Genomic DNA, 24,136 nt, shown 5'->3' with positions numbered 1-24,136 from the left:
CCTCACGGAAACCCGAGTGTCAGCCCGGTTGGGTGCGTCTCAGCCGTCTCGTCGCGAACGGGGCTTGCCGCCCCGATCGTCCCGTCCCTGGTAGCCGCCTCGATCGCCACGGCCGGAACCCCGATCGTCGCGCCCCTGGTAGCCGCCTCGATCGCCTCGACCGGAACCCCGGTCGTCGCGCCCCTGATACCCGCCACGATCCGGACGGTCGCCGCGGTCGCTCCCGCGACGATCCTCCCACTCGTCGGAGCCGGCCTTATCGAAGCGCACCGTCGGGGTCTCGCCCCGAATGGTGGTGGCTCGCAGCGCGGTGATCACCTCGCGAGCGTTGCGGTCGGGCACCTCCACGATCGTGAAGTTGGGCGCCACGTTGATCTTGCCGATATCGGGGCCATCGACCCGGGTTTCGTTGGCAATCGCTCCCACCAAGTCACCGGGGCGCACACCGTGGTTCTTGCCAACGCCAACAAAGATTCGGGCCATGTCGCCCGCTGGAGCACCCCGGCTGGAACCGCGATCATCGCGACCTCGAGGACCACCTCGGCTCTCGCGCTCTTCGGACCGGGGCCCGCGGGGCCCGCGCTCCCCAGAATCCCGCTCCCGACCACGAGGAGCACCGTCGCGCTGGTTGCGGCCCTTGCTCCGCTTGTCGCCTCGCGCCGACACGTCGGGGATCTCCTGGTCGTCGTCGACGACGCCGCTCACTTCCTGCACCAGCTTGAGCGCAGCGAGCAGCACCAGACGCTCCGAGTAGTCGTCGGCGAGCGCTTCGACCACCGGCACAAACCGCTCCAGCTCTGGCGTGTCCAGCTCACTGCCCTCAAGCGCCGATTCCACCCCGGCGTTCTCCAGGGTGGAGCGCAATGTTGCGGCCAGCTGCTCAAGCTTCCGGGAACGCCGCTGGGCGGCGCTGGGAACCTTGGCCACCTCCATGCGGCGACCGGTGAGGCGCTCGATGTTGTCGAGCTGGCGACGCTCGCGGGGCTCGGACAGCGTGATCGCCACGCCCTCGCGGCCGGCGCGCCCCACCCGGCCGATCCGGTGCACGTAGGTCTCGGGGGCCGACGGCACGTCGTAGTTGACCACGTGGGTCAAGTGGTCGACGTCCAACCCGCGAGCGGCGACGTCGGTGGCGACCAGCAGGTCGGCCACCCCGCCTCGGAGCCGACCCATCACCCGATCGCGCTCCTCCTGGTTCATGCCGCCGTGCAGGGCCTCGGCCCGGTAGCCGCGCCCGTTCATCGTTTCGGTCAGCTGGTCGACCTCCACCCGGGTGCGGCAGAACACCAGGGCGGCATCGGGCGACTCGACATCGAGGATGCGTCCGAGCGCCGCCGCCTTGTGCGCACGGTGCACGACGTAGACCCGCTGGGAGACCAACGGAGCGCCGCTCTCGGACGGGGCAGCATCGCCGATGCTGATCCGCACCGGGTTGCTGAGGTGGCGGCCGGCCAGGCCCTTAATGCGGGCGGGAACCGTGGCCGAGAACAGCACGGTCTGGCGGCTGCCGGCACTGCCTTCGAGCAGCTCGTCGAGGTCGTCGGCGAAGCCCATGTCGAGCATCTCGTCCGCCTCGTCGAGCACGACCATCTTCAGGTCGTTCAGCGCCAGCGAGCCCCGATGGAGGTGGTCGACAGCCCGGCCCGGCGTGGCGACGACGACGTCGACGCCCCCGCGCAGACGCGACAGCTGCCGCCCGATCGGTTGGCCGCCGTAGACCGGCAGCACCCGCACGCCCAGCCCTCGGCCGTACTTGTAGATCGCTTCCGACACTTGCACGGCCAGCTCACGGGTGGGGCACAGCACCAACGCCTGGGGCGTCTTGCGGGCCGCTGCATCCAGGTCGATGCGGCTGAGGATCGGCAGCGCGAACGCTGCGGTCTTGCCGGTGCCGGTGGCCGCCTGACCGATCAGATCACTCCCGGCCAGCATCGGTGGAATCGCCTCGGCCTGAATCGGCGTGGGCTCCTCGTAGCCCAGGTCGGCCAGTGCCTTCAGCAGCTCGGGCCGCAGCTCAAGGGCCTCGAAACCGCTCGGGGTGGGCTCGGCAGCCTTCGGAGCAGGCTCAGGCTCAACAGCAGCGGGCTCCGGCTCAGGCTCAACCTCAACAGCAACCGGCTCAATCGCAGTAACGGGCTCGGGATCGACCGGTGCTGGCGCCGGCTCAGGCTCGACAGCAGCGGGCACTGGCTCAGGCTCGGGATCATCAACCACCGGCTCCGGAGCAACAGCAGCGGGCTTCGGCTCAGGCTCGACAGCCACTGGCACGGGCTCGGAACCCGCAGGCTCAGCAATGGCTGGCACAGGTTCGACAACAACCGGCCCGACAGCAACCGGCTCGACAGCAATCGGCTCGGCGGCAACCGGCTCGGGCTCGGGCTCGGCGGCAATCGGCTCGGCGGCAGCCGGCTCGGCGACAGCAGCTACCGGCTCGGGCTCAGGGTTGGGATCGGAGGTCAACACAAGCTGGCGTTGCACGGACTCGGCCGGCGCAGTCGGCGCCGGAGGCGCGGAAGCCGCGGGTGCCGGGTTCGATACTTGTTCATCGACGGCCTCATCGGGCCCGGCGGTTTCGGGGGTCACAGGATCGTTCGACACAACTCACTCCATACGTGGCGACGAGCAGCAGCATCGCCCCAACGGCGACGGATGGCCCTATTCGCGAGAGCATCTATTGTACTCGGCCCAGCCGGCCCGCTACGAGCCCGGATTGTTGCGCTCCGGTAGCGTGCGACCCATGAGCCACCCCGTAGACCTCGACGAACTGGACGCTGCACTGCGTCGTTACGGGTCGCACGCCTTCCTCATGACCACCAGCGATGACCTGCGGCCCCACATCAGCCACGTCACCGTCGAGCTGGCAGGGGGCATGCTCACCTGCGGCGCCGGGCGCAAGACAGGTGCAAACGCAAGCGTTCGACCGATGGTCAGCCTGCTGTGGCCCGCCCCGGAGGAGGGCGAGTTCAGCCTGATCCTCGACGGCGACGCCACCCTCGACGGCGATGTCCTCCGGGTGACGCCTACCGGAGCCATCCGGCACCGCCCTGCGTCCAACCCCGACTGCACCGTTGACTGCGAGCCCCTCACCCATGACTGAGGGGCGCACGGGGTCGAACGCCGCCGGCACCGAACACCTCACCCCTCGTTGGCTCCGGCGGTCCTCGGCGTGGGCCTGGCAGCTCGGCCTGCTCCTGCTCCTCCTGATCGCCACGTACTGGATGGTCACCCACTTTCTAGTGGTCACGCTTCCGTTGATGATCGTCGCTGTGCTGTCGACCCTGACGATGCCGCCCCGGGATGCCCTGGTGCGACGCGGCATGAAGCCCAGCCTGGCCGCCACCACCGTCGTGCTCGGTTCGATCATCCTCCTGGTGCTCGGAGCCGTGGCTCTGGCGCCGAGCTTCGCCAACCAGCTCGGGGACCTGGGCCCGAAGATGGAGGACGGCTACGAGTCGGTGCTCGACTGGGTCGAGGAGGGGCCGATCGGTTACGACCGTGCCGAGCTGACGGACTTTGGCAAGAGCCTGGGCGACTCGCTGAGCTCGGGCAACACCGGCGTGGTCAATGGCGTGGTCAAGGGCGCCTCGACCGCCTTCGAGTTCCTCGCCGGTTTGGCGTTGCTGGTCGTGGTCTTGTTCTTCGTCACCAAAGACGCCGAAGACCTCATGAGCTGGGGAGAGGAGCGACTCCCGGCGAGCTACCGGCCGACGGCCGCAGCGCTGGCGGCGCGCGCCTGGACCGCGCTGTCGGGCTACGTGCGGGGCACCGCCACCATCGCGTTGATCGACGCTCTCGGGATCGGGTTGGCGTTGCTCATCCTGGGTGTACCGCTGGTGATCCCCCTGACCCTTCTGGTGTTTCTCGGGGGCTTCCTTCCGGTGATCGGCGCCTCGATCGCCGGGCTCATCGCCGTGCTCGTGGCGCTCGCCGACGGCGGGGTGGTCACGGCGCTCCTGGTACTCGGAGCCGTCGTGGCCGTGCAGCAACTGGAGGGCCACATCCTCCAGCCGGTGATCATGCGGCGGGCGGTGTCCTTGCACCCGATCGTCATCCTGGTCGCCCTCGCCACCGGCTCGGCGATGCTGGGCATCGTTGGGGCGTTTCTGTCCGTCCCGGCCGCCGCAGTGCTGTCGGCGGTCGGCAACGAGCTGCGCCTTCGCTCAGAGGCGGGTCTGTTGAGCGATGACACCCGAGGCGACGCACCGTCGGACCCGCTGGGCGGTCCAGGTGTTGCCGAAGCCGGCCTGGCCGCCCTGCCAGCGGCAGACCACGAGCCGGCCGATGGAGACCCGGAAAGCGACCCTGACTGACGACGGGCTTGCCGACGTTGATGCGACGCGATGCGCTGCGATGCGCTGCGCATCATGCTTCGCCCCGGCGTTGAGGCCACCGGTCGGCGAACTTTGCGAGGCGCGGCTTCGGCTCCGAGTGGGCTGCGCTATCCGGCGTCTGGGAGCAGCCGATCGGCGAGAAACTCCAGCACCTGATCGAGGGCGACCCTGGTGGGGTGGCCCGGTTCGTCGACGAGGTCCTCGGTCAGCACCGAGTGCGCCAGCCGACGGTTGCCATGAGGATTGTTCTTCGACGAGTCGATCTCGATGCCGATGAAGTTTTCGCCGAGCAGATCCTCCAACGCAGCGAACCGGCGGGCCGGCGACAGCGGATCGTCGGAGAAGCGGGCCCCGATCACGCACACGCCGGCGGCGGCCCGAGCCTCGACCGCAGCGCGGTCGACCGGTGACAGGTGGACGCTGGAGCTGCGCCGCTTACCTGGCCCGATCGGCAGCGACGGCTGGCTGAGCACCGGTGCGACGACGCTGGGCTCGGTCATCATCCCCAGCGCGAACCCGCCGGTGAAGCACATGCCAACCGCACCGACACCGGGACCACCGCAGCGTTCGTGCTCGGCGTTGGCCAGTGACCGCAACCAGGTGGAGATCGGAGCGGTCGAGTTGGTGGCGAAGGCGGCAAACTCCGAGGCCACGCACGCCTTGGTGATCGACCGAGCGATGTAGCTGGGGCTGATCGAGCGACCCGGCTCACCGAACAGCACCGGCAGCGTGACCGAGCAGCCCAGCGTCCGCACCCGGCGGGCGAAGTCGGCCACCGCTGGGGTGATCCCCGGGATCTCGGCCATAACGATGCAGTTGGGCCCCTCCCCGCTGCGGTACACCTCGCGTGTAAACCCGCCGCCGCTGTGCGAGCCCAGCTCGAAGTCGTCCAGCGGATCGTCGGCAGCCATCTCCCCAGTCTGACAGCCGGTGCGGACCGATCGCCCGCTGTAGGCTCTCCACCGCCACTTGACCGCACGGTCAAGTTGTCGGCCCGGGGGCACGCCTTGCCCCGAGGCATCGTTCGCCACGGCCGGGGAGGGCCATGACTTCGAAGACCGGATCCGCCACAACTGCGTCCCCCACGACCCCGCCAGCGGACGCCCAGCCGAGCACGGCCCAGCCCACCGGGCTCGACCTGCTCGACCCGGAGCTGTACCGCGGCAACCCGCAGGAGCTGTGGGCCGAGCTGCTCGCCGGCGACACGCTCGCCCGCGATCGCAACGGTCTGTGGGCCGTGACCCAGCACGCCCACCTGCGCGAGGCGGAGCGGCGCAGCGCCGACTTCACCTCAGGACCCGGGTACCGGTCCCTGCCGTCCGCGGACGAGAACAACATGATCGCCCTCGACGATCCCGAGCACCTGCGCCAGCGGCGCCTGGTGTCGGGGCGCTTCACCCCGCGGGCGGTGCGCACCCACGAAACCTGGCTGCGCGCCGCGATCGGCGAACTGCTCGACGCCGCCACCGACGCTGACACGGCGACCGGTCGTGGCGAGATGGAGGTCATCGACGAGCTGGCCTCCCAGCTGCCCTGCCGGCTGACCGCCCGGCTGCTTGGCTTCCCCGAGGAGTCGTGGCGCGACATCAAGGAGTGGTCCGAGGCGCTGATGCGAATCGACGAAGTCGAGCGGGACCAGCACGCGGCACTCGGCCTGTTCAACGCCGTCGTCGCCTTCAACGGCGTGTTGCAGCCGTTGGCCGAGCAACGCCGGGCCGAACCGGCCGACGACCTGGTGTCGGTCTGGGCCAACGCCGACGTCGACGGGTTTACCTACGATCCGACCCGTCTCTACCATGAGGTGGGGCTGTTCATCGCCGGGGGCGCCGAGACCACCCGCACCGCCATCGCTCACGGGCTGCGGGCGTTCTGCGACCACCCGGAACAGTGGGAGTATCTCGCCGCGCATCCGGAGGCCATCCCGACCGCAGTCGAAGAGGTGATCCGGTTCGTGACACCCCTCAACAACTTCTTCCGAACCGTCGACTGCGACACCACGCTGGCGGGCACCGACCTCGCCACCGGCGACCGCCTGATCCTCTTGTACCCGGCGGCCAACCGCGACCCGAGGGTCTTCAACGATCCCACCCGCTTCGACATCACCCGCTCGCCCAACCCGCACCTGGGCTTCGGGCAAGGCACCCACTTCTGCGTCGGGGCGAACCTGGCCCGCTACGAGCTGACGATCCTCTTCGAGGAGCTCACGCGCCGGATCCGTGACCTGACGCCGCTGAGCGAACCCGACGTCGAAGCCAACATGTTCGCCCGAGCCGTCCGGTCCTTCCGCCTGGGGTTCGCACTGCGGTAACCGCCCCGGCAGCAAGCGGGTGTCTAACCCAGCAGCGCTCCGTAGAGCGCCAGGCCGGCGCTGAGAACCACCATGACCAGCACGAGCGACCGAAAGCGTTCCTCCGGGACGCGCTCGTGGAGTCGGTTGCCCAGCCAGAACCCCACCGGGAGGGCGGGCAGGCTGACCACCGCCGCGATCAGCACCACCCGATCGATCTGGCCCGCCACCCCGAACAGCACGAGCGAGGTCAGGTTGACCGCGACGATCACCGTGGACGAGGTGGCCCGAAACGCGTTCTTGGCCAACCCACGGCCCTGCAACAGGATCACGATCGGGGGACCGCTGACACCCACAGACGTCTTGAACATCCCGGACACGAAGCCGACCCCGACATCGAGCGATCCGTTGGGCCTTCGCAACCGAATCCCGAGGGTGAGCACCCCGGCCGAGGCGAGCACCGCCAACGCAATCAGGATCTGCAGCGGCTCAGGGGCCATCCGGCTGAGCACGACGATCCCGACCGGCATGCCCAACAACGCGCCGCCCAACAACCGGTAGGCCACCGGCGCTTCGACGCTGCTTCGGCTTTTCCAGGCGACCGCTCCGGTACTGCCGACGCTCATCACCGCCGACAGCACCACTGCTTCCTTGGGTCCGACCGCCAGCGCCATCAGCGGGACGGTCAGCAGCGAGAACCCGAAACCGGCGGCGGCGTTGAGCGTGGCACCCAGCCCGACGCCGAGGACCAGCACCACAAACCCGGCGGCGCTGGGCATGGCCTAACCGCTCGGCGGGCGGAAGGGGCGGATCACGCTTCCCAAGCGGCGTCCACCGTGTCGTGTGCGTCGAGAATCGGCCGGCAGTGCTCGTCCAGGTCGATGGCGTTGTAGGCGTCGTGGGTCCATCGCTCCCACTGCGGGCCGCCGGGCAACGACGGGGTCCCTTCGGTGGCAAAGGCCACCCAGGCGCCGTGCACCGAATCAGCCAGCACCTGAGGCGCATCGGGCCCGACGAGCACCTCGATGCCGGGCATGTGGGCCAGGTCGAACACAAAGGGCAGTTCCATGGCATGCGCTGCACCCAACATGCCGCCCATCGACGGGCTCTGCCAGGAGAACCTGTAGGCGTACGTGGCACCGTGCGACGTCTGCGCATGCAGCAACTTGGCGGCAGGACGACGGAACAACAGGTCGGTGAACGCGTTGTTGAGGAGGTCCTTGGCCGGTGCATCCCCGCCCATCGTGCGATAGGCGTCGGCTAGAGCCGCACCGTTGCCGCTGACCATGTCCAGGCGTCGAACCAGCGTCTCGTCGTCGATCGGGGAGGCGTCCATCAGCGCGAACAACTTCCACTCATCGGCGTTGTAGCCCACCAACACGTCGACTCCGGGGGCGCTGCCCGACGCAATGGCGGCCAAGGGGTCGAGAGGCACGAGCCCCCCGTCGGTTACGGGGCGGAACGGCAGAAACGTCAGTGGGTCGCCGCCGGCCTCGATCGTCGCCTCGACATCGGCGAAGCGCTCCATCAACACCTTGGACTGCACCGCCATCAGGTCCTCGACCGGGAGGGCGAGCAGCCCGGCGACGTCGTCCGCCCCGGACTCGGCCAGGTACTGGGCGGCCAGGGGTCTCGGCCGCCTCGGCGGTGGAGGCGGCGTTGACGCCGCCCGACTCGCAGATCGCCCGGCGGAACAACCCGGTGGCAGCGTCGGAGGCCAGCAGCAGGCTGACCGACATCGAGCCCGCCGACTCGCCGAACACGGTGACGTTGCCCGGGTCGCCACCGAAGACGGCGATGTTGTCGCGCACCCACTCGAGGGCACAGATCTGATCGCGCAGGCCGTTGTTGCCGCTCCCGGCATAGTCGGGGTCGATGGCACCCAGCTCCATGAAGCCCAGCTCGCCCAGGCGGTAGTTGAGGCTGACCAGGACCACTCCGTCACGGGCGAACGCCTCGCCGTCGTAGATGGGCGAGGAGCCCGAACCGATCTGAAACCCGCCGCCGTGGATCCACACCATCACCGGTCGACTTCCCTCGGTGTTCGGGGTCCACACGTTGAGGTACAAGCAATCTTCGCCCGGGGTCTCCGGCTCTGCGCCGGTGATCGCATCCATCATCGACGGGTTCTGAGGAGCGATCGGACCGAACGAATCGGCGACGCGAACGCCTTCCCACGTCGCTGGCGCAGCCGGCGGTCGAAACCGCAGTTCGCCCACCGGCGGGGCCGCATAGGGGACGCCCAAGAACTTCCACCCGTGATCGGTGGCGGTGCCGCGCAGTGCGCCCTGTGTGGTGCTGACCTCGGTCATCGAACGCTCCCCGGAATCGTGTCGAGCGGCCGCCCGGTGCTGCGAGCGGCCCAGGTGGCAAGTGTGCCACGACATGGCTGTGCTGCAGTACAGCCGGCGTAGGGCGGCTCTGTTCGACCTGTTCAGAAGTTCGGTGCTGTCCAGGCTTCCCGGCCGGTGGTGGTTCCACCCGCCACCGTTCAGGAGGCCGTCGGCCCGGAACCGATGCCGTGATAGGGGCGCCCGGCCGCCTCCCACTCGCCGTACAGCTCGAAGAACGAGCCACCAAACGGGTCATCGTTCACCAGCGGCATGGCGGCCCGGCGAATGGTGAAGTCCAGCGGGGCCAACTCACCGGCCCGGGCGAACAACCGCCCGGCCGCCTCGTCGTCGCCGTTGCGTCGCAGCTCGACGGCCAGGCGAAACCACAACCGGGCCGACTCCTCGTCCTCGCTGAGATCGCCGATCACCGACGGGTCGACCGCCAGCTCGGCGGGCACCACGTCGCTTCGCACCCAGGTACGGATCGCATCGAGCGCCGGGCCGGACTCCAGCCCGTGAAACTCGGTGAACAGATCGTTGGAGAAGGCCACCCAGTTGGGCACGACGATGCGGTCGGCCTCGTCAACCCACACGACGGTCGGCACGTTGGAGACCGCCAGCGTCTCGCTGAGCACATGATGGCGATCCAACAACACCGGCAAGTCGATGCCCTCGGCGAAGGGCTCGACGTCGGCGGCTGAGTCGTCGAAGGCCACGGCGATGAAGGCCACGGCATCGCCCAGTTCATTCTGCAGTGCCTGCCAACCTGGCAGGTCGTAGCGACAGCCTCACCAGCTGGCGAAGACCACCAGCACCTTCTTCTTGTTGGCCCATGTTGACGACGGCATCGGATCGCCATCCAGGTCGGGCAGCTCGAAGGGCGGCAGCTGCGCGTGCATCAGCGCCAGTGCCCGCTGGGATCGCCGCTCACCCAGCACAACCGCCGGAACCTCCGGGTCGACGATGATCGGTGCGTCGAGCGCAACAGCCAACGCAGTGACGTCGACGGAGCCCTCGGTCCCGAGCCCGACGCTGTCGGGCACGCACAGGTCACCGCGACACAACCCCTCCTCCTTCAACGTCCATCCGGTGGCGTCGGCCAGAGCGGCGACCTTGAGCTGCAGCGAGTCACCATCCCAGGCAGCATCGACCACCGAGCTTCCGCTCGGCGTGATGAACGTGGTGGCAACCATGAAGCCCTCCCCAGGAGATGATGTGGCGAAATCCTACCGCCCGCCCCCGGCAGACCTGTTCGGGCCGCGCGTGCCCCCAAAGAACCCCGAGTGCTCGTCGTGGTGTGGAGCTGTGCCCCTCACTACCGATGGCGCAGCTCCACACTTCCGTCCGGTCACCCCCTGCGTCTCTCCGATACCGTCGTCGTCGTGTCCAAACCAGCAACGTTCAGAGCCAACGTCGGCATCGTGGTGACCCGGGGCGACGGCCAAGTGGCGTGGTTCGAGCGCATCGATCACCTGGGCAGCTGGCAATTTCCCCAGGGCGGCATCAACCGCGACGAACCTCCACGCAGCGCTGCGGCCCGTGAACTGCTCGAGGAGACCGGACTGGGCGACGAGCGCATCGAATGGGTGGCCGAGCTGGACGAGTGGCTGGCCTACACCTTCCCCGCCGAGCACTCCGGTCGTCATTTGGGACAGATCCAGCGATGGTTTCTGGTGCGCACGGTCGGCGACGCTGAGCCCGATCTCGACGCGGCCGCCGACGACGAGTTTCGATCCTGGCGCTGGGCCGATCCCGAGGCCTATCTCGATCGGGTGGTCGACTTCAAGGGGGCCGTGTACCTCCGGGTGATCGACTGGCTTCGAAGCGAGCTCGATCTTGCCTGAGCCGGGTCGTATCGAAGCCCCGTAGTCCGCCTGACGTGAAGGCCACACGCAACGCGATCTGGATTAGGTTGCCGGGTCGGCGAACCGACTGGCGGAACGCCCTCTAACGAAAGACGTGCGCGATGCAACTCGCAGCCGAGTTTGGTACCGGTCAGGTTCTCTGGTCGATCATCTGGTTCTTCCTCTTCTTCATCTGGATCATGTTGATCTTCCAGGTGTTCGGTGACATCTTCCGCAGCCACAACTCGGGTGTCAGCAAGGCCCTGTGGACCATCGGAATCATCTTCCTGCCCTACCTGGGCGTCTTCCTCTACCTCATCGTCCACGGCTCGGGCATGGCCCAGCGGCAAGCGCAGAGCATGCAGAAGAACGACGAGGCAATGCAGGCCTACATCCGTGACGCGGCCGGCACCGGCACCACCGCCGACGAGCTGGCCAAGCTGGCCGAGCTGCACAACTCCGGCAAGCTCGATGACACCGAGTTCGCCGCCGCCAAGGCACGCCTGATCAACGGCTGACGTCAGCCCGTGCCCTGACTGGCTACGGTGCATGACGTGCGCATTCAGGTAACCAACGACGACGGCATCTCCTCGGAGGGGCTTCAGGAACTCGTGCGGCATCTCGCCGCCACCGAGCACGAGATCGTGGTGATCGCTCCCGACGCCGACTGGAGCGGAGCGGGCACCTCACTGGCCAGCTCGGGGGAGGGCTACGTCAACCTGGGCGAAATTCGCTCCGAGCGGGTGACGATCGACGGGGCGGAGGAGGTCGAGGCCCACGCCGTGGCCGGAGCCCCGGCCTACACGGTGGTCGTCGCACGTCTCGGCGCATTCGGCCCCCCACCGGACTTGATTGTCTCCGGCATCAACGCCGGTGCCAACACCGGCCGGGCCGTGCTGCACTCGGGCACGGTCGGAGCGACCCTGGCCGGCCAGAACTTCGGCTTGTCCGGCCTGGCGATCAGCGCGGCCGAGACCTCCGACGGCCATCCCTGGTTCTGGCCGACCGCAGCGGCGCTGGCGGTCGAAATGCTGGACCTGGTGATCGAGGCACCCCAGCGAACCGTGCTGAACCTGAACGCCCCGGCGTGCGACCTCGAGGACTGCCGCGGCGTTCGGTGGGCACGACTGGCCCCCTTCGGCACCATGCGAGCCGCCATCGCCACCGACGACGACGACCGCCGGCAGTTCGAACTTCAGCCCAGTGGCGCCGTGCCGCCACCCGACACCGACGTGGCGCTGCTCCTCGATGGCTTTGCCACGATTACCACGCTGGTCGGGGTGACCGAGGCGTGGACCGACACGACCCTCGACGAGGAGGTCGACACCGACGACCTCGTCAGCAGCGTTCGCCCCGGGGCCGACCTGCAACCGGTGCACCGGGTGCCCGACGCCTCGTCACCCCACGTGCTGCGCCGCCCCGACACCGCCGAGGACCCGACGGGCTCCGCCGTATCGTAGGGCCCCTCCGTGTCATAGGGGGCAGCACATGTCGTAGTGGGCGGCATGTCGGTCCGGGCCATCGAATTGCCGCCGGCGGTGACCAACGATCATCCAGACAACGAACACCAGGGGGAACAGATGACAACGACGACCGGCGACAACGGCGGGTCAGCAACGCGCCGACGCTTCGACGGCAAAGTGGTGCTGATCACCGGCGCCGCACGGGGTCAGGGGCGGGAGGAGGCGGTTCGCTTCGCCGCTGAAGGCGCCAACATCATCGGGGTCGACCTGGCCGCTCAGCTGGACTCGATCCCCTATCCGATGGCGACGCCCGAGGACCTGGCCACCACGGTCGCGATGGTTGAGGCGGCCGGTGGGGCGATGGTGTCCCGCGCCGCCGATGTGCGCGACCTGGCCGCCCTGGAGGGCGCCGTCGCCGAAGGGCTCGACCGCTTCGGCCGCCTCGACATCGTCGTGGCCAACGCCGGCGTGATGGCCACCTCGCTGTTCACCGAGCTGTCCGAACAGGCCTGGGACGAGATCGTCGGTACCAACCTGACCGGGGTGTGGAAGACGGTGCGCGCTGCTGCCCCGGCGATCATGGCCGGCGAGCGGGGCGGCTCCGTCGTGATCACCTCGTCGATCGCCGGCCTGAAGGGCATGTGGGTGTCGGCGCCCTATGTGGCCTCGAAGCATGGCGTAACCGGGCTGATGAAAACGATGGCCCTGGAGCTGTCACCGAACAACATCCGGGTCAACAGCATCCACCCGTCGTCGGTGCGCACGCCGATGATCGAGAACGACTACTTCGCCAACATGATGCGCGGCGACCTGGACAACCCCACCTTCGAGGACACCGCCAGCGTGCTCAACCCGATGCAGGCGTTGGATCTGCCGTGGCTGGAGAGCTCCGACATCGCCAACGCCGTGCTGTGGCTGTGCAGCGACGAGGCCCGGGGCATCACCGGCGTCAGCCTGCCCGTCGACGGCGGCAACATGTTGATGGGCTGAGGCAGCCCCGCTTCCGACCAACCTTCCCCCAACCCTTCCCGAACCGGGGAGCCCACAGCGCGGTCTGACGTACCTCTGGGCTCCCGACTTCGCACTCTCAGCCACTCGAGCGGCCGAGTGCTGCCGGTCAAGACGCCTGTCACAAGGCGTCGAGCGGCCCGCCTGCGTTCTGACGACGGGTTGCCAGAGCCGCCGACACGGCCCCGATCGTCAGCGCAGCGACGCCGACGACGCCCAAGGACAGCCACGGCACCACCGGATCGGCCGCGAACTCTGCAGGGGCGCGCCCAACCGCCACGACCGCCGTCACCACGCCGGCGCTCACCCCCACCAGGCCGGCGAGGCCACAGATCACGAGGGCCTCGGTGCGCACCAGCGAACGTACCTGGCCGGCGGTAGCGCCGACCGCCCGCAGCAGCCCCAACTCGCGCCGACGCTCCATCACCGACAACGAGATGGTGTTGGCGGCACCCAGCGCCCCCACCAGCAGGGCTCCCGAGAGAACCACCAGCGCCAGCCGGGTCACGGTGTTGGCCACACCCACGTTCAACGCTGCAAACTCCTCCGGCGTGTGCACCCGCAGTTTGGGAAACCCGCGCAGGTTGCGCCCGAAGTAGCCCGCTGCATCCGCGACATCGAAGCGGTCGGGCACATCGACGGCCGCCACCTCGAAACTGCCGTCGGCGGCAATGGCCTCAGCATCGGCGCGCTCGACCACCGCTGGGCCCACGAACGCAGTCCCGCGGTACGTGCCGACCACTCGCAACGTTCGCTCTCGCCCGGATACCGACCGCAGAGTCACGTCTCCACCGACGCCGACGCCCAACGTCTGAGCGGCCCCATCGGACAGCATCGCCCGCCCGACGTCGGTCTCGCCCTGGGTCCCGGCGTCGGCGTCGTTGAAGTCGGCGATCGGCGGAGCCGGCCCTTGGGGAAACGCGCCGCCACTGAGCCCCAGGTCGAACAGGCGGGGCACCGCATCCAGCCGCGAGGCCGACACCTGGTCGATGGTGCCCGACGGGCCACGCAGGCTGCCGTCCACGGCCAGCACGGACACCAACCCGGATTCGACACCCGCCGCCGCCAGGCGCTCGTCCACGGCGTCGCCGCTGATACGCACCAGGCCCCGCCGTTCCAGGTACAGGTCGGCCGACGAAGCGTTGACGAACTGGTCCTGGGTGGCCGCACGGATGGAGGCACTCCCGGTGAGCACCAGCGAGATCAGCCCCAGCCCGACGATCAGGGTGACGGCGGTCGCCCCCGATCGGCGCAGGTCCCGCCGGGCGTTGTCGACGGCCATGCGAACGCTGGTTGTCGGCGACAGTGCACGGGCCGCTAGCAACAGGGGTGTCATCGCCCAACCCACGACGCCGCGTCGCTGCGCAGAGTCCGCAGCCACCAGGGCGGCCAGGGGCGGCACACGCGAGGCACGAAACGCCGGAACGATCGCAGCGACCATCGTGACCCCCACCCCGACGAGCACTGCGGCGCCAACCATCTGAGTGGTCACCAACAACCCCACCTGGGCGCCGGGCTGGATGAACGAGGCCCCCACCATCGACAGGGGAATCCCCAGCACCAGCCCCAACGCTGCGCCAGCGATCCCCACCATGGCCGCCTCCAACATCACGATGCGTCCAGCCTGGGCTGTGGTCAGCCCAACGCAACGAAGCAACGCCAGCTCGCGGTTGCGTTGGGTGACCAGGATGGCCAGCGTGTTGGACACCAACAGGGCGGCCACCGCCGCAGACAAGGCCGCAAATGCGAACGTGGCCGTGGCGACGCCCTCGGAGATCACCTGGACGGTCTGGGCCGTGACAGCGGCGGCGTCCTTGGCCGAGCTGACCTCCAGGTCAGCGGGCAGTGAGCTGCGCAGCCGGGCGGCGAGCTCGTCCAGGTCGGTACCAGGCACCGGGATGGCCGTGATGCGGTCGAGGCGACCCTCAGCGTCCAACAAGGCCGGCAACACCCGAGGATCGATGACCACCCGGGCATCGATGACGCCGATCGACATTGCACCTGTTGCCCCGTCGTTCACCGGGGACGACACCTGCCCGACGCTGTCTGCGCCACCATCGCCGGCCGGGCGAACCAGTCCGACCACCCGAGCCGACACACCACCGATGGGCGTCTGAAGCTGGATGCGATCGCCCAGCGTGGCGTCGGCGGAACGCTCACCCCCGGCGTCGAGCGCTATCGGCAAGTCTCCCCCGCTGGGACGGTCGTTCAGCGTCGGCGCCTCGCCCTCCACCACGCGCCATCGGTCCGAGCTCCACGCCGACGTGAACACCAGGCCCCGCAACACGACCGGCACGTCGTCCTGCGCACCGGATGGCAGGCGCACGCCGATTGGCTGGTCGTAGCTGCCGCTGGCCTCGATCACCCCAGGGACGGCCCGCACCCGCGCCAGGAGGGACTCGTCGACGGCGGTCGTCTGGGTGGCCCCGCCCGCCGGAGCTGCGATGACCACGGCCCCCTTGGGGATCGCATCCGTCGCCTCCGCCGCCTGGTCGGTACCCGCACCGACGAACCGATCGAACTGGGCGGCCACCCCGAACGCCGCAACGGTAAAGCCAACCGCGACGGCCAGACCGAGGATCGTGGCGGCGATCCGGCTGAGCCGGGCACGCAGCGAGCGTCGGGCCAACACCAGCACGGCCGATGCTGCGGGCGAGTGGAGCACCCGATCAGTCTGGGACGCTGCGGCCGAATACGTGGTGCGCCCACCGGAAACCAGGGAGCAGTCACAGCGCGCCCGGGGGTCTAGTCACCCTTCCCGAACTGGGGAGCCCACAGCGCGCCCTGGCGGTCGTTTCGGCTCCCGACTTCCCAACCCTTCCCGAACTGGGGAGCCCACAGCGCGCCCTGGCGGTCGTTTCGGCTCCCGACTTCCCAAACCCTGGTCGGAAACGAACAGAGCTCAAGGCGGCCGGCTCTCCGGAGTTCTATCGTGCCCTCATGGCACGCGAACTCACCACCTTGACCACCGGCGGCAGGTTTTTTGAGGGCCCTCGGTGGCGCGACGGCACCTGGTGGGTGTCGGACTTCTACCGCCACTCGGTGTACCGGGTGGCTCCCGATGGCCGCCAGACCCAGGTGCTCGAGGTCGACACCCAACCGTCAGGCCTTGGCTGGCTGCCCGACGGGCGTCTACTGGTGGTGTCGATGAAGGACCAGCGTGTGCTGCGGCAGGAGCCCGACGGCTCGGTGGTCACCCATGCCGACCTGTCCGGGCTGCTGACCGGGGTGGCCAACGACATGGTGGTCGACGCAATCGGCAGGGCCTGGGTGGGCGGATTCGGCTTCGACCTGATGGCGGGAGAGGATCCGGTGGCCAGCCCGCTGATCCGGGTCGACCCGGACGGCACGCTCAGCGTGGCGGCCGCCGAGCTGATGTTCCCCAACGGCTCCGTCATCACGCCAGACGGTTCGACGCTGATCGTCGGCGAGACGATCGGCTGTCGCTACAGCGCGTTCACGATCGAGGACGACGGCACGCTCTCCAACCGGCGGGTGTGGGCCGAGCTGGCGCCTACGCCGACGCTGGGCACGTTCGACGAGACGATCGGCATGGTCGCCGTCGGCCCCGACGGCTGCACATTGGATGCCGAGGGTCAGATTTGGTTTGCCGATGCGATCGGTTCCCGCTGCGTCCGGGTGGCTGAAGGTGGCGAGATCACCGACGAGATCGCCATGCCCGAGGGGCTGGGAGCGTTCGCATGCATGCTGGGCGGCGAGGACGGCACCACGCTGCTGATCTGCGCAGCACCCGACTTCTTCGAGCACCTTCGCGCAGAGGCGACCGAGGCGGTGCTGCTGACCACCACCGTCGACGTGCCCCACGCCGGCATGCCCTGAAACCCACGCCGGGCAGGCGGCATCGAGCAACTCTCGGCGCCGACCGGTCAGCCGATGCCGACCAGGTCGACGACGAACACGAGCGTCTCGCCTGGCTTCATATCCGACCCTGGCGGAGGCGTGTCTCCGTACGCCTGCTCCGGTGGGATCACCAGCGTGCGCCGACCGCCAACCTTCATGCCGACCAGCCCCTCGCCCCATCCGGGAATCACCTCGTCGAGCTTGAACGTGACCGGTTGTCCGCGCTCCCAGGACGAGTCGAAGATGGTCCCGGTCGAGGCGCTGGCCCCCGCGTAGGAGACGGTCACCTCGTCGCCCTTCTTCACCTCGTCGCCGGTGCCCTCAACATCGTCGGTCACCGTCAGCTCGGTGGGCAGGGGATCTGGAACCTGGATCTTGGGTTCGCCTCGCTCCTGGGCGGCGGCCTGGGCCTTCGCGTCGATTGCGGGGCCGGGATCATCGATGCGCACCAGGTCGATGACGAACACCAGCGTTTCGTCCGGTTCAATGCCCGACCCCTCGGGCGGCTGATCGCTGTAAGCCTGGGCTCCCGGGATGATCAGCTCTCGCCGACCGCCCACCTTCATGCCGACCAGGCCCTCGGTCCACCCGGGGATCACCCCGTCGAGCGAGAACGTCGCCGGCTGGTCCTGATCCCAGGACGAATCGAACTTCTTGCCGGATGCCTGGCCGACGCCGATGTAGTGCGCGGTGATCGTGGCGCCGGGGCCCACCTCGTCGCCGGTTCCCTCCTCCAGGTCGATGACCTCGAGTTCGGTGGCCGGCTTGTCCGGCACCTCCACCTCGGGTGCGCCACGCTTTTCGATGGCGATCAGCGTGGCGTCCTTGGGCGCGGCATCGGAGGCGCCGGCATCGACGGCGGCCGGCTCGGCGTCAGCGGAGGATTCGTCGCCACACGAGGCGAACAGCAACACGGAAATGACGATGGCACCGAAACCGATGCGCCGCGAGAGGGACCGTCTGGGGGAAAGCACGGAACCACGATACCGGTGTTCCCAAGACGACCGGCGACACCTGGCGGAGCGCTCAGCCGATTCGAACCGCCAGGCGGTCACCCTGGCAAGCGCCCCCCCTAAAACCCGACGTCGTCCCAGTAGGTGCCGTCGAGCATCGACCGCAGCGTCGCCCCATGGATGATCAGATCGTCGATCGACTCGGGGCGCACCGCCTCACCGAAGTGGATCGACCGCTCGGTGACCCGGCGCATGATCACCCCGTGGCGCATCGCCGCATAGGCCATGTGCCAGCGCAGGTCGCCCACGGTCCGACCCGAGGCCGCCTCGTAGGTGGCGACCACGTCGGCCGGGCGCATGAACTGCCGCATACCCTCGGCCCCGAGGTCGACGGTGAGGTCGTCAAAGAACCGATGCAGGTAGGTCATCCAGCCGAGGTCGACCTCTGGCGGGGCGATCGACGCCATCTCCCAGTCGAGTACGGCGGCCACCTCGAAGTCGACGAACATCATGTTGCCGATGCGGGCATCCCCCCAGCTGAGGCGGGGCGGGCCGGTGTCGATGCCCTCGGCCGGCAGGTTGGCTCGAAGCCAGGCGAAGCACTCGTCGAGCAGGGGCGAACGCTCGTCGTGGGTGGCCCAATCGAGGTAGTCCTGCCACGCCGCCAGGTGGCGTTCGAGGGACGTCTCGCCCGGTCGCTCCGGGGCGAGAAAGTCGAGGTCATGGGTCTCGGGGCCCAGCTCGTGCAGTGCGGCCAACGCCTCGACCGCCGACCCTTGCAGGCGAGCCTGATCGACGGTCGACGCCCCGTTGAGCCAGCAGCTGTCCGGAAACGTGTACGGCATCACGTCGGGCGGCACGTCTCCTGCGGAGCGCGCCATGACGAAGAACGGTGCGCCGATCACCGAGCCGTCGCCCTCGAACCACAGCACCTCGGGCACGGGCACGTCGGTGGCACCGCCCACCAATGCCATGACGTCAAACTGCAGCCGCAGGTCGTAGGAGGAAAAGACCGGCACCTTGTCGAGTTCGGGCTGGATGCGGGCCACCAGGCGCCGCTCGACCACATCGGCGCCGTCGCGCCAGCGGGCGCTGAACAGCAGCGTCTCCGACGACATGCCGTTGCCTTCCGGCTTGGAGACCTCAAAAACCGTTGGGTTCGACCCCTTCCCAAGCTTCGTCCCCAACCAGTCACCGATACGGCGTCCGAGCTGATCCGGGTCGCGCGTGGTCGTGGTGAACTTGTCCGCCGACAGCTTGGCGGCACCTCCGATCCGGTCCTGATCGATTGTCCCGTCGCCCATCGCGCCCCCTCTGCGTCGCTGGCGAGGACTCCCCATCATCCCCGCGCCCGTTTTCTAGTCGATCGGTGTCCCGGGGGAAGCGCTGACGGGAATGTCGGGCGTTCCGATCGGGTTACGTTGACCGCACGCTTCAAGCCGCGGTCGGGCGCACCGCTGCTCGCGGCGACCGCCGGCCGAACCCCTACCTCGAGGACTCTCAGATGACCGACCGTCACCACACCGACCACTCCGAGACCGCGGCGGCCGAGCCGGACACCGGCGAGGTGGCCGGCCGGGTTGTCGAGTTCTACTGGCGACCCGGCTGCCCCTTCTGCATGTCGCTGAAGCACTCGCTCGACCGGGCCGGCATCGCCATGGATGCGCTGAACATCTGGGACGAGCCGGGCGCCGCCGCTGTGGTGCGCCGGGCCACCGGGGGCAGTGAAACGGTACCCACCGTCGGCTTCGGCGGTGACTACCTGGTCAACCCCCGCCCGGCCCAGGTGCTCAATCTGATCGCCACCCACAATCCGGAGTGGGCTCGGACACTGGTTGAAAAACAGCCCCCGAAGCGACGCCGGTTCAGGCGGAACTGACCTACTCACCGCCGTCAGCGGCCCATCGGTTCGACTCCCGCTGACCAACCTGTCGCTACGAGATTTGATGAATACATTTCAGACGTCGCGTCCGTGTCGGATAGGCAAGGATGGATGCAGCGGCCATCGCGTACTGGCCAGATGGAACGGAGCGGACGTGTCCAAACTCCCCGGAGATTCAGGTGTCCCCCCGAGTGGCAGGTCGTCCCACCCATCGTTCCAGGCGCCCAGGACGGGCGAGCCGGCGGTCGATCCCGATCCTGACGCCGAACTCGATGGCGAGGTCGTCAACCTGGTGTTGCGCGAACTCGACGGTCTGGACGACGACGTCGACTCAGATTCGGCAGACGCCAGCGTCTACTCGTTCGACGCCAAGTCGCACGAGCATGAAGCGACCGAGATCTACGACTATGAGGGCGACGGCCTCAGCCGGGCCGAGGCGCCCAGCGAAGCCGACGGGCCCGCAGATGACGCAGGGCGCAGCTCTGTAGGACGTCCGCTTGCGGCCAGCGGGCCGTCCGCTCGGCCCGGTGGCGCCGAGCCAACCGGCAGAGGGCCCTCCGATGGGTCCGGACGCTCCTCCGGGTCGATCGCGTCGATCGACTCGGCGGGATCCATCGCCACCACCAGGTCGGTCGGTTCGATCGCCAGCGCCCTATCCGCCGGTTCGATCGCCAGCGCCCTATCCGCGGGCTCGATCGCCTCGCTGGTGTCGGTCGGCTCGCTGGGATCGATCTTTTCGATCGGTTCCTACCGCTCCATCCTGTCGATTGGCAGCCGCAACTCGATCCTGTCGATTGGCGCCGAAGACGGGTTTCTGACGATCGGTCGAGGCCCGCACGCCAGGTCCTTCGGCGGCGCCTGACCCGCCATCTGAGGCCAGATGTCGAGGGCCGGATGTCGAGGGCCGGACCCCGACGACCCAATCCCGATGACCGGCTACTGCGCGCCGTAGACCGGCGTCGGGGTCTCCGCCGCAACGAGCAGCCGAGCGATGACGTCGCTGAGCTCGGCGGCTTCCCAGCGGGCTCCCTTGTCCTCGGACGGGCCGTGGCGCCATCCCTCGGCGATGCCGACCTTGCCGCCCTCGGACTCGAACACGCGACCGGTGACGTCGCCGGAGAGATCAGAGCCCAACCAGGCGACCAGCGGGGACACGTTGGCCGGGTCCATGGCGTCGAAGCTGGCATCGGTCGGGGCGGCCATCATCTCGGGAAAGGCCTCCTCGGTCATGCGGGTGCGGGCCGACGGGGCGAGCGCGTTGGAGGTGATGCCGTAGCGACCCAGTTCGGCCGCCTGCACCAGCGTGAGGGTGGCGATTCCGGCCTTGGCGGCCGAGTAGGCGGCCTGGGCGACCGACCCCATCAACCCGGCACCCGACGAGGTGTTGATGATACGGGCCGCCCGCTGGTTGCCCTCCTTGGCCTGGGCCCGCCAGTAGTTGACCGCGTGGCGGGCAGGGGCGAAGTGGCCGCGCAGGTGAACGTGCATGACCGCGTCCCACTCGTCGGGCTGGGCGGACACGAACATCCGATCGCGAACGATGCCTGCGTTGTTCACCAGTGTGTCGAGGCCACCGAAGGTGTCGACGGCGGTGGCGATCAACGCCTCGGCGCCGTCCCAGTCGGCGACATCATCGGTGCTCGTCACAGCTCGCCCACCGGCAGCGACGATCTCGTCGACCACCTCTTGGGCGGGAGTGGCGCTGGGATCGGACCCGTCCTGGGCCACCCCGACGTCGTTGACGACCACCGCCGCGCCTTGCCGAGCGAACTCCAGAGCATGGGCCCGGCCCAGCCCTCGGCCCGCACCGGTGATGATCACCACTCGTCCCTCACAGATACCCGACATGGTGAAACCCTCTCGATCGACCGACCTGACGACCCGTCAGATTAGGACCTGCGAGCAGTCAGGTCCGATTTCCCGGGCGGTTTGTCCCTCACGCGCCTGCCGCGGCCCGCCAGGGCAAACCTCACACCCACTTCGAAGCCAGATCAGGTGAGCCCGGGTATCCAATGGCCGCAGTTGACCGGGATGGCGGCGCCCGTGATCGGCTTGGCCAGCGGCGACGCGAGGAAGACGACCGTCCCGGCGATCTCGGCAGGCGTCGGGAGGTAGCCGAGAGCGGTCTCGGAGGCCATCTCGGCGTAGACGTCCTCTGGGGTGACCCCTTCGCCTCGAGCCTCGGCCTGCATCTCGAAGTAGATCCGCACCGAGTCACCGTAGATATAGCCCGGATGCACCGAGTTCACCCGGATGCCGCGAGGCCCAAGCTCGCGGGATATCACCTGGGTCGCCCCGGCCAGCCCCCCCTTGGATGCCGCATAGGCCCCAGAACCAGCCTGGATGCGCTGGATCGACATCGTGTTGACCATGATGACCCGGGCATCGTCGGATTCGTCAACCGCCCGGTCGAGCAGCGGCAACATGGCCTGGGTGACGCTGAGCCCGCCCCACAGGTTCACCTCGGTGATCTTGCGCCAGCGGTCCAGATCGGCGTCGGCGAACGAGGTGAAGTCGCCGCTACGGAACGCCGAGTTGACCAGCACATCCACCCGCCCTTCGAACGCCTCGCCCACCTCGTCTACCATGCGGGCGACGTCGTCGGTGTCGATGATGTTGGCCGACACGGTCGGTGCCCGGCGCCCCATCGCCTCGATCTCGGCCGCCACTTCGGGGGTCACCCGCTCGGAGCGGGCCACCAGCGCCACGTCGGCGCCCTCCCGCGCCAGGCCCAACGCCATCTCGGTGCCCAGCCCCGGCCCCACGCCGGTCACCACCGCCCGCTTACCGTCCAACATTCCCATGTTCAACCCCTCTCTGTGTTCACGCTGCGCCGTGCGGGCCGGTGTCAACACCGCACCTCGGCAGTCAGGACCTCGTTGTTTGCGACCAGGGCACGTCCAGGTCGCTACGTTGTTCCCGTGGCAACCCGAGCGCCTGCTCGGACAGGTTGTTGCGGTGAACCTCCTCGGTGCCGCCGCCGATGCGGGCAGCAAACTGGTTGAGGCACTGGTACTGCCAGAACCCGTTGCCCTCCGCGTCGTCCCACAACATGCCTTCGGCCCCCTCGAGGTCGACGGCCAGGGTGGTGCGATGTGCCAACGCCCGGGTGAAGGCGTTCTTCAGCAGCGAGCCGTGCAGCATGTCGCCCCAACGTTCGTGCGTGATCGCGCTCTGCAGACGGAGCTGCAGGTACTTCAGGATCGCCTCGTTGCCCCAGACGCGCGCCAACTCCTGGCGCACGACCGGGTCGTCGGTGCGGCCCAGGCGTCGGGCGGTGGCCAGCACGTTGGGGAAGGTGTTGGCCTGTCCGCCGCCCGAGATCATCTGCGACTCGTTGCCCAGGGTGGTGCGCGCCACCTTCCAGCCGTTGCCCACCTCCCCGACGAGCCCCTTGGCCGGCACACGAACGGCGTCGAGAAACACCTCGTTGAAGTGGGCAACGCCCTGGGCCTGAATCAGGGGTCGGATGTCGATACCGGGCGTGGCCATGTCGACGATGAAGAAGCTGATGCCCCGGTGCTTGGGGGCATCGGGATCGGTGCGGGCCAACAGGATGCCGAAGTCGGCGTGCTGGGCGCTCGAGGTCCACACCTTCTGACCGTCGACGACCCAACCGTCCGCCGGGTCGTATGCCGGAACTGCCCGGGCGGCCAGGTTGGACAGGTCGGATCCGGCGCCGGGCTCGCTGAACAGCTGGCACCACACCTCGTCACCACGCAGCAGCGGCCGAACGTACCGCTCCTTCTGTTCGTCGGTGCCCCACTTGATGAGCGTTGGGCCCACCAGCGACTGAGCGGCGCCGATGAAGCCCGACGTCACGTCATAGCGGGCCGCCTCCTGGCCGAAGATGATCTGTTCGGTGCGGGTACCGCCCCGGCCGCCCCACTCCTCGGGCCAGGTGATCCCGGCCCAACCGTTGTCGTACAACGTGGCCTGCCAGTCTCGGCAGCGGCGGCGGTACTCGGTGGCGCGGGCGTCGTCGGTGGTTGCCCCCCAGCGCGACCAGTCGCGGTCATCGCCCCGCTTCAGTTCGGCGTGCTGGTCGAGAAACGCCCGCACCTCGGTTCGTGCCGCCGCCTCGGCTGGAGAATCCTCAAAGTCCACGCCGACAGATTAGAACACGTTGTTATTTTGGCTCTATCCGTGTTCCTGCGGTCGAGCCAAGATGGAT

The 24,136-nt window shown here is 68.6% G+C and carries 21 protein-coding genes and 2 pseudogenes; 10 read left to right on the top strand and 13 right to left on the bottom strand.

From position 1 onward, the window contains the following. Positions 1–39: 39 nt before the first annotated feature. Complete coding sequence (locus IPN02_01405; protein ID MBK9295536.1) at positions 40–2,124, bottom strand: DEAD/DEAH box helicase; 2,085 nt, start codon at positions 2,122–2,124, stop codon at positions 40–42. Positions 2,125–2,737: 613 nt separating this feature from the next. Here IPN02_01405 and IPN02_01400 point away from each other — a divergent pair. Both IPN02_01400 and IPN02_01395 read left to right on the top strand, forming a co-directional pair. Then, a complete protein-coding gene (locus tag IPN02_01400) occupies positions 2,738–3,097 on the top strand; it encodes a pyridoxamine 5'-phosphate oxidase family protein (GenBank protein MBK9295535.1) in 360 nt (119 codons plus the stop codon). Further along, positions 3,090–4,310 carry an AI-2E family transporter gene (locus IPN02_01395; GenBank protein MBK9295534.1) on the top strand — a complete coding sequence of 407 codons (1,221 nt, stop codon included), beginning with the start codon at positions 3,090–3,092 and terminating at the stop codon, positions 4,308–4,310. Before IPN02_01400 ends, IPN02_01395 begins: the two co-directional genes overlap by 8 nt. A 128-nt stretch (positions 4,311–4,438) precedes the next feature. Here the strand turns inward: IPN02_01395 and IPN02_01390 are convergent, their stop codons facing one another. After that, positions 4,439–5,242, bottom strand: coding sequence for a dienelactone hydrolase family protein (locus tag IPN02_01390; protein MBK9295533.1), 804 nt, complete (start codon positions 5,240–5,242; stop codon positions 4,439–4,441). A 134-nt stretch (positions 5,243–5,376) separates the two neighbouring features. Between IPN02_01390 and IPN02_01385 the strand changes: the two genes are divergently transcribed. Then, complete coding sequence (locus IPN02_01385) at positions 5,377–6,639, top strand: cytochrome P450 (GenBank protein MBK9295532.1); 1,263 nt, start codon at positions 5,377–5,379, stop codon at positions 6,637–6,639. Between the two features lie 23 nt (positions 6,640–6,662). Here the strand turns inward: IPN02_01385 and IPN02_01380 are convergent, their stop codons facing one another. From IPN02_01380 to IPN02_01360, 5 genes and pseudogenes are all read right to left on the bottom strand, one after another. Next, positions 6,663–7,397, bottom strand: coding sequence for a sulfite exporter TauE/SafE family protein (locus tag IPN02_01380; protein ID MBK9295531.1), 735 nt, complete (start codon positions 7,395–7,397; stop codon positions 6,663–6,665). Between the two features lie 32 nt (positions 7,398–7,429). Further along, a complete protein-coding gene (locus tag IPN02_01375; GenBank protein MBK9295530.1) occupies positions 7,430–8,146 on the bottom strand; it encodes a carboxylesterase family protein in 717 nt (238 codons plus the stop codon). A gap of 127 nt (positions 8,147–8,273) precedes the next feature. Continuing rightward, positions 8,274–8,930 (bottom strand): annotated as a pseudogene (locus tag IPN02_01370) (carboxylesterase family protein). A 179-nt stretch (positions 8,931–9,109) separates the two neighbouring features. Next, positions 9,110–9,682 (bottom strand): thioredoxin family protein, encoded by a 573-nt coding sequence (locus tag IPN02_01365; GenBank protein MBK9295529.1) that lies wholly within the window; start codon positions 9,680–9,682, stop codon positions 9,110–9,112. Between the two features lie 57 nt (positions 9,683–9,739). After that, entirely contained in the window at positions 9,740–10,144 is a 405-nt protein-coding gene (locus IPN02_01360; protein MBK9295528.1) for a hypothetical protein, read from the bottom strand. A gap of 189 nt (positions 10,145–10,333) precedes the next feature. Between IPN02_01360 and IPN02_01355 the strand changes: the two genes are divergently transcribed. From IPN02_01355 to IPN02_01340, 4 genes are all read left to right on the top strand, one after another. Further along, the gene (locus IPN02_01355) at positions 10,334–10,795 is read left to right on the top strand and encodes an RNA pyrophosphohydrolase (protein MBK9295527.1); all 462 of its coding nucleotides are present in this window, start codon (positions 10,334–10,336) and stop codon (positions 10,793–10,795) included. Positions 10,796–10,917: 122 nt separating this feature from the next. After that, positions 10,918–11,313, top strand: a complete 396-nt coding sequence (locus IPN02_01350) for a PLDc N-terminal domain-containing protein (protein MBK9295526.1) — start codon at positions 10,918–10,920, stop codon at positions 11,311–11,313. A gap of 36 nt (positions 11,314–11,349) precedes the next feature. Next, the gene (locus tag IPN02_01345) at positions 11,350–12,255 is read left to right on the top strand and encodes a 5'/3'-nucleotidase SurE (GenBank protein ID MBK9295525.1); all 906 of its coding nucleotides are present in this window, start codon (positions 11,350–11,352) and stop codon (positions 12,253–12,255) included. A gap of 120 nt (positions 12,256–12,375) precedes the next feature. Beyond that, complete coding sequence (locus IPN02_01340) at positions 12,376–13,248, top strand: mycofactocin-coupled SDR family oxidoreductase (GenBank protein ID MBK9295524.1); 873 nt, start codon at positions 12,376–12,378, stop codon at positions 13,246–13,248. Positions 13,249–13,387: 139 nt separating this feature from the next. On the opposite strand, the gene IPN02_01335 is transcribed toward IPN02_01340, so the two are convergent. Beyond that, positions 13,388–15,931 carry an FtsX-like permease family protein gene (locus IPN02_01335; protein ID MBK9295523.1) on the bottom strand — a complete coding sequence of 848 codons (2,544 nt, stop codon included), beginning with the start codon at positions 15,929–15,931 and terminating at the stop codon, positions 13,388–13,390. Between the two features lie 275 nt (positions 15,932–16,206). Between IPN02_01335 and IPN02_01330 the strand changes: the two genes are divergently transcribed. Then, the gene (locus IPN02_01330; GenBank protein MBK9295522.1) at positions 16,207–17,106 is read left to right on the top strand and encodes an SMP-30/gluconolactonase/LRE family protein; all 900 of its coding nucleotides are present in this window, start codon (positions 16,207–16,209) and stop codon (positions 17,104–17,106) included. Between the two features lie 47 nt (positions 17,107–17,153). Here IPN02_01330 and IPN02_01325 read toward each other — a convergent pair whose 3' ends face one another. Next, positions 17,154–17,933: an FKBP-type peptidyl-prolyl cis-trans isomerase gene (locus IPN02_01325; GenBank protein MBK9295521.1), complete on the bottom strand. Its 780-nt coding sequence runs from the start codon at positions 17,931–17,933 to the stop codon at positions 17,154–17,156. Positions 17,934–18,199: 266 nt separating this feature from the next. Further along, the gene (locus IPN02_01320; GenBank protein MBK9295520.1) at positions 18,200–19,384 is read right to left on the bottom strand and encodes a phosphotransferase family protein; all 1,185 of its coding nucleotides are present in this window, start codon (positions 19,382–19,384) and stop codon (positions 18,200–18,202) included. Positions 19,385–19,584: 200 nt separating this feature from the next. Here IPN02_01320 and IPN02_01315 point away from each other — a divergent pair, with 200 nt between their 5' ends. Beyond that, positions 19,585–19,959 (top strand): NrdH-redoxin, encoded by a 375-nt coding sequence (locus tag IPN02_01315; protein MBK9295519.1) that lies wholly within the window; start codon positions 19,585–19,587, stop codon positions 19,957–19,959. A 589-nt stretch (positions 19,960–20,548) separates the two neighbouring features. After that, positions 20,549–20,749 (top strand): annotated as a pseudogene (locus tag IPN02_01310) (hypothetical protein). Positions 20,750–20,898: 149 nt separating this feature from the next. Here the strand turns inward: IPN02_01310 and IPN02_01305 are convergent. The 3 genes from IPN02_01305 to IPN02_01295 form a co-directional block, all read right to left on the bottom strand. Next, positions 20,899–21,810, bottom strand: a complete 912-nt coding sequence (locus IPN02_01305) for an SDR family oxidoreductase (GenBank protein MBK9295518.1) — start codon at positions 21,808–21,810, stop codon at positions 20,899–20,901. Positions 21,811–21,953: 143 nt separating this feature from the next. Then, positions 21,954–22,766 (bottom strand): SDR family oxidoreductase, encoded by an 813-nt coding sequence (locus IPN02_01300; GenBank protein MBK9295517.1) that lies wholly within the window; start codon positions 22,764–22,766, stop codon positions 21,954–21,956. Between the two features lie 64 nt (positions 22,767–22,830). After that, positions 22,831–24,069 (bottom strand): acyl-CoA dehydrogenase family protein, encoded by a 1,239-nt coding sequence (locus IPN02_01295; protein MBK9295516.1) that lies wholly within the window; start codon positions 24,067–24,069, stop codon positions 22,831–22,833. Between the last annotated feature and the right edge of the window lie 67 nt (positions 24,070–24,136).

Source organism: Candidatus Microthrix subdominans (assembly GCA_016719385.1).
Taxonomy (GTDB): Bacteria; Actinomycetota; Acidimicrobiia; order Acidimicrobiales; family Microtrichaceae; genus Microthrix; species Microthrix subdominans.
The sequence above is the reverse complement of the archived record's forward strand: the minus strand, read 5'-3'. Positions and strand labels throughout refer to the sequence as shown.

What these genes read in the sequence shown, in the direction of transcription:
- IPN02_01400 (MBK9295535.1), top strand. Translation starts at nt 2,738, where the DNA reads ATGAGCCACCCCGTAGACCTCGACGAACTGGACGCTGCACTGCGTCGT.
- IPN02_01395 (MBK9295534.1), top strand. Translation starts at nt 3,090, where the DNA reads ATGACTGAGGGGCGCACGGGGTCGAACGCCGCCGGCACCGAACACCTC.
- IPN02_01390 (MBK9295533.1), bottom strand. Translation starts at nt 5,242, where the DNA reads ATGGCTGCCGACGATCCGCTGGACGACTTCGAGCTGGGCTCGCACAGC.
- IPN02_01385 (MBK9295532.1), top strand. Translation starts at nt 5,377, where the DNA reads ATGACTTCGAAGACCGGATCCGCCACAACTGCGTCCCCCACGACCCCG.
- IPN02_01380 (MBK9295531.1), bottom strand. Translation starts at nt 7,397, where the DNA reads ATGCCCAGCGCCGCCGGGTTTGTGGTGCTGGTCCTCGGCGTCGGGCTG.
- IPN02_01375 (MBK9295530.1), bottom strand. Translation starts at nt 8,146, where the DNA reads ATGGAGCGCTTCGCCGATGTCGAGGCGACGATCGAGGCCGGCGGCGAC.
- IPN02_01360 (MBK9295528.1), bottom strand. Translation starts at nt 10,144, where the DNA reads ATGGTTGCCACCACGTTCATCACGCCGAGCGGAAGCTCGGTGGTCGAT.
- IPN02_01350 (MBK9295526.1), top strand. Translation starts at nt 10,918, where the DNA reads ATGCAACTCGCAGCCGAGTTTGGTACCGGTCAGGTTCTCTGGTCGATC.
- IPN02_01340 (MBK9295524.1), top strand. Translation starts at nt 12,376, where the DNA reads ATGACAACGACGACCGGCGACAACGGCGGGTCAGCAACGCGCCGACGC.
- IPN02_01330 (MBK9295522.1), top strand. Translation starts at nt 16,207, where the DNA reads ATGGCACGCGAACTCACCACCTTGACCACCGGCGGCAGGTTTTTTGAG.
- IPN02_01320 (MBK9295520.1), bottom strand. Translation starts at nt 19,384, where the DNA reads ATGGGCGACGGGACAATCGATCAGGACCGGATCGGAGGTGCCGCCAAG.
- IPN02_01315 (MBK9295519.1), top strand. Translation starts at nt 19,585, where the DNA reads ATGACCGACCGTCACCACACCGACCACTCCGAGACCGCGGCGGCCGAG.
- IPN02_01305 (MBK9295518.1), bottom strand. Translation starts at nt 21,810, where the DNA reads ATGTCGGGTATCTGTGAGGGACGAGTGGTGATCATCACCGGTGCGGGC.
- IPN02_01300 (MBK9295517.1), bottom strand. Translation starts at nt 22,766, where the DNA reads ATGGGAATGTTGGACGGTAAGCGGGCGGTGGTGACCGGCGTGGGGCCG.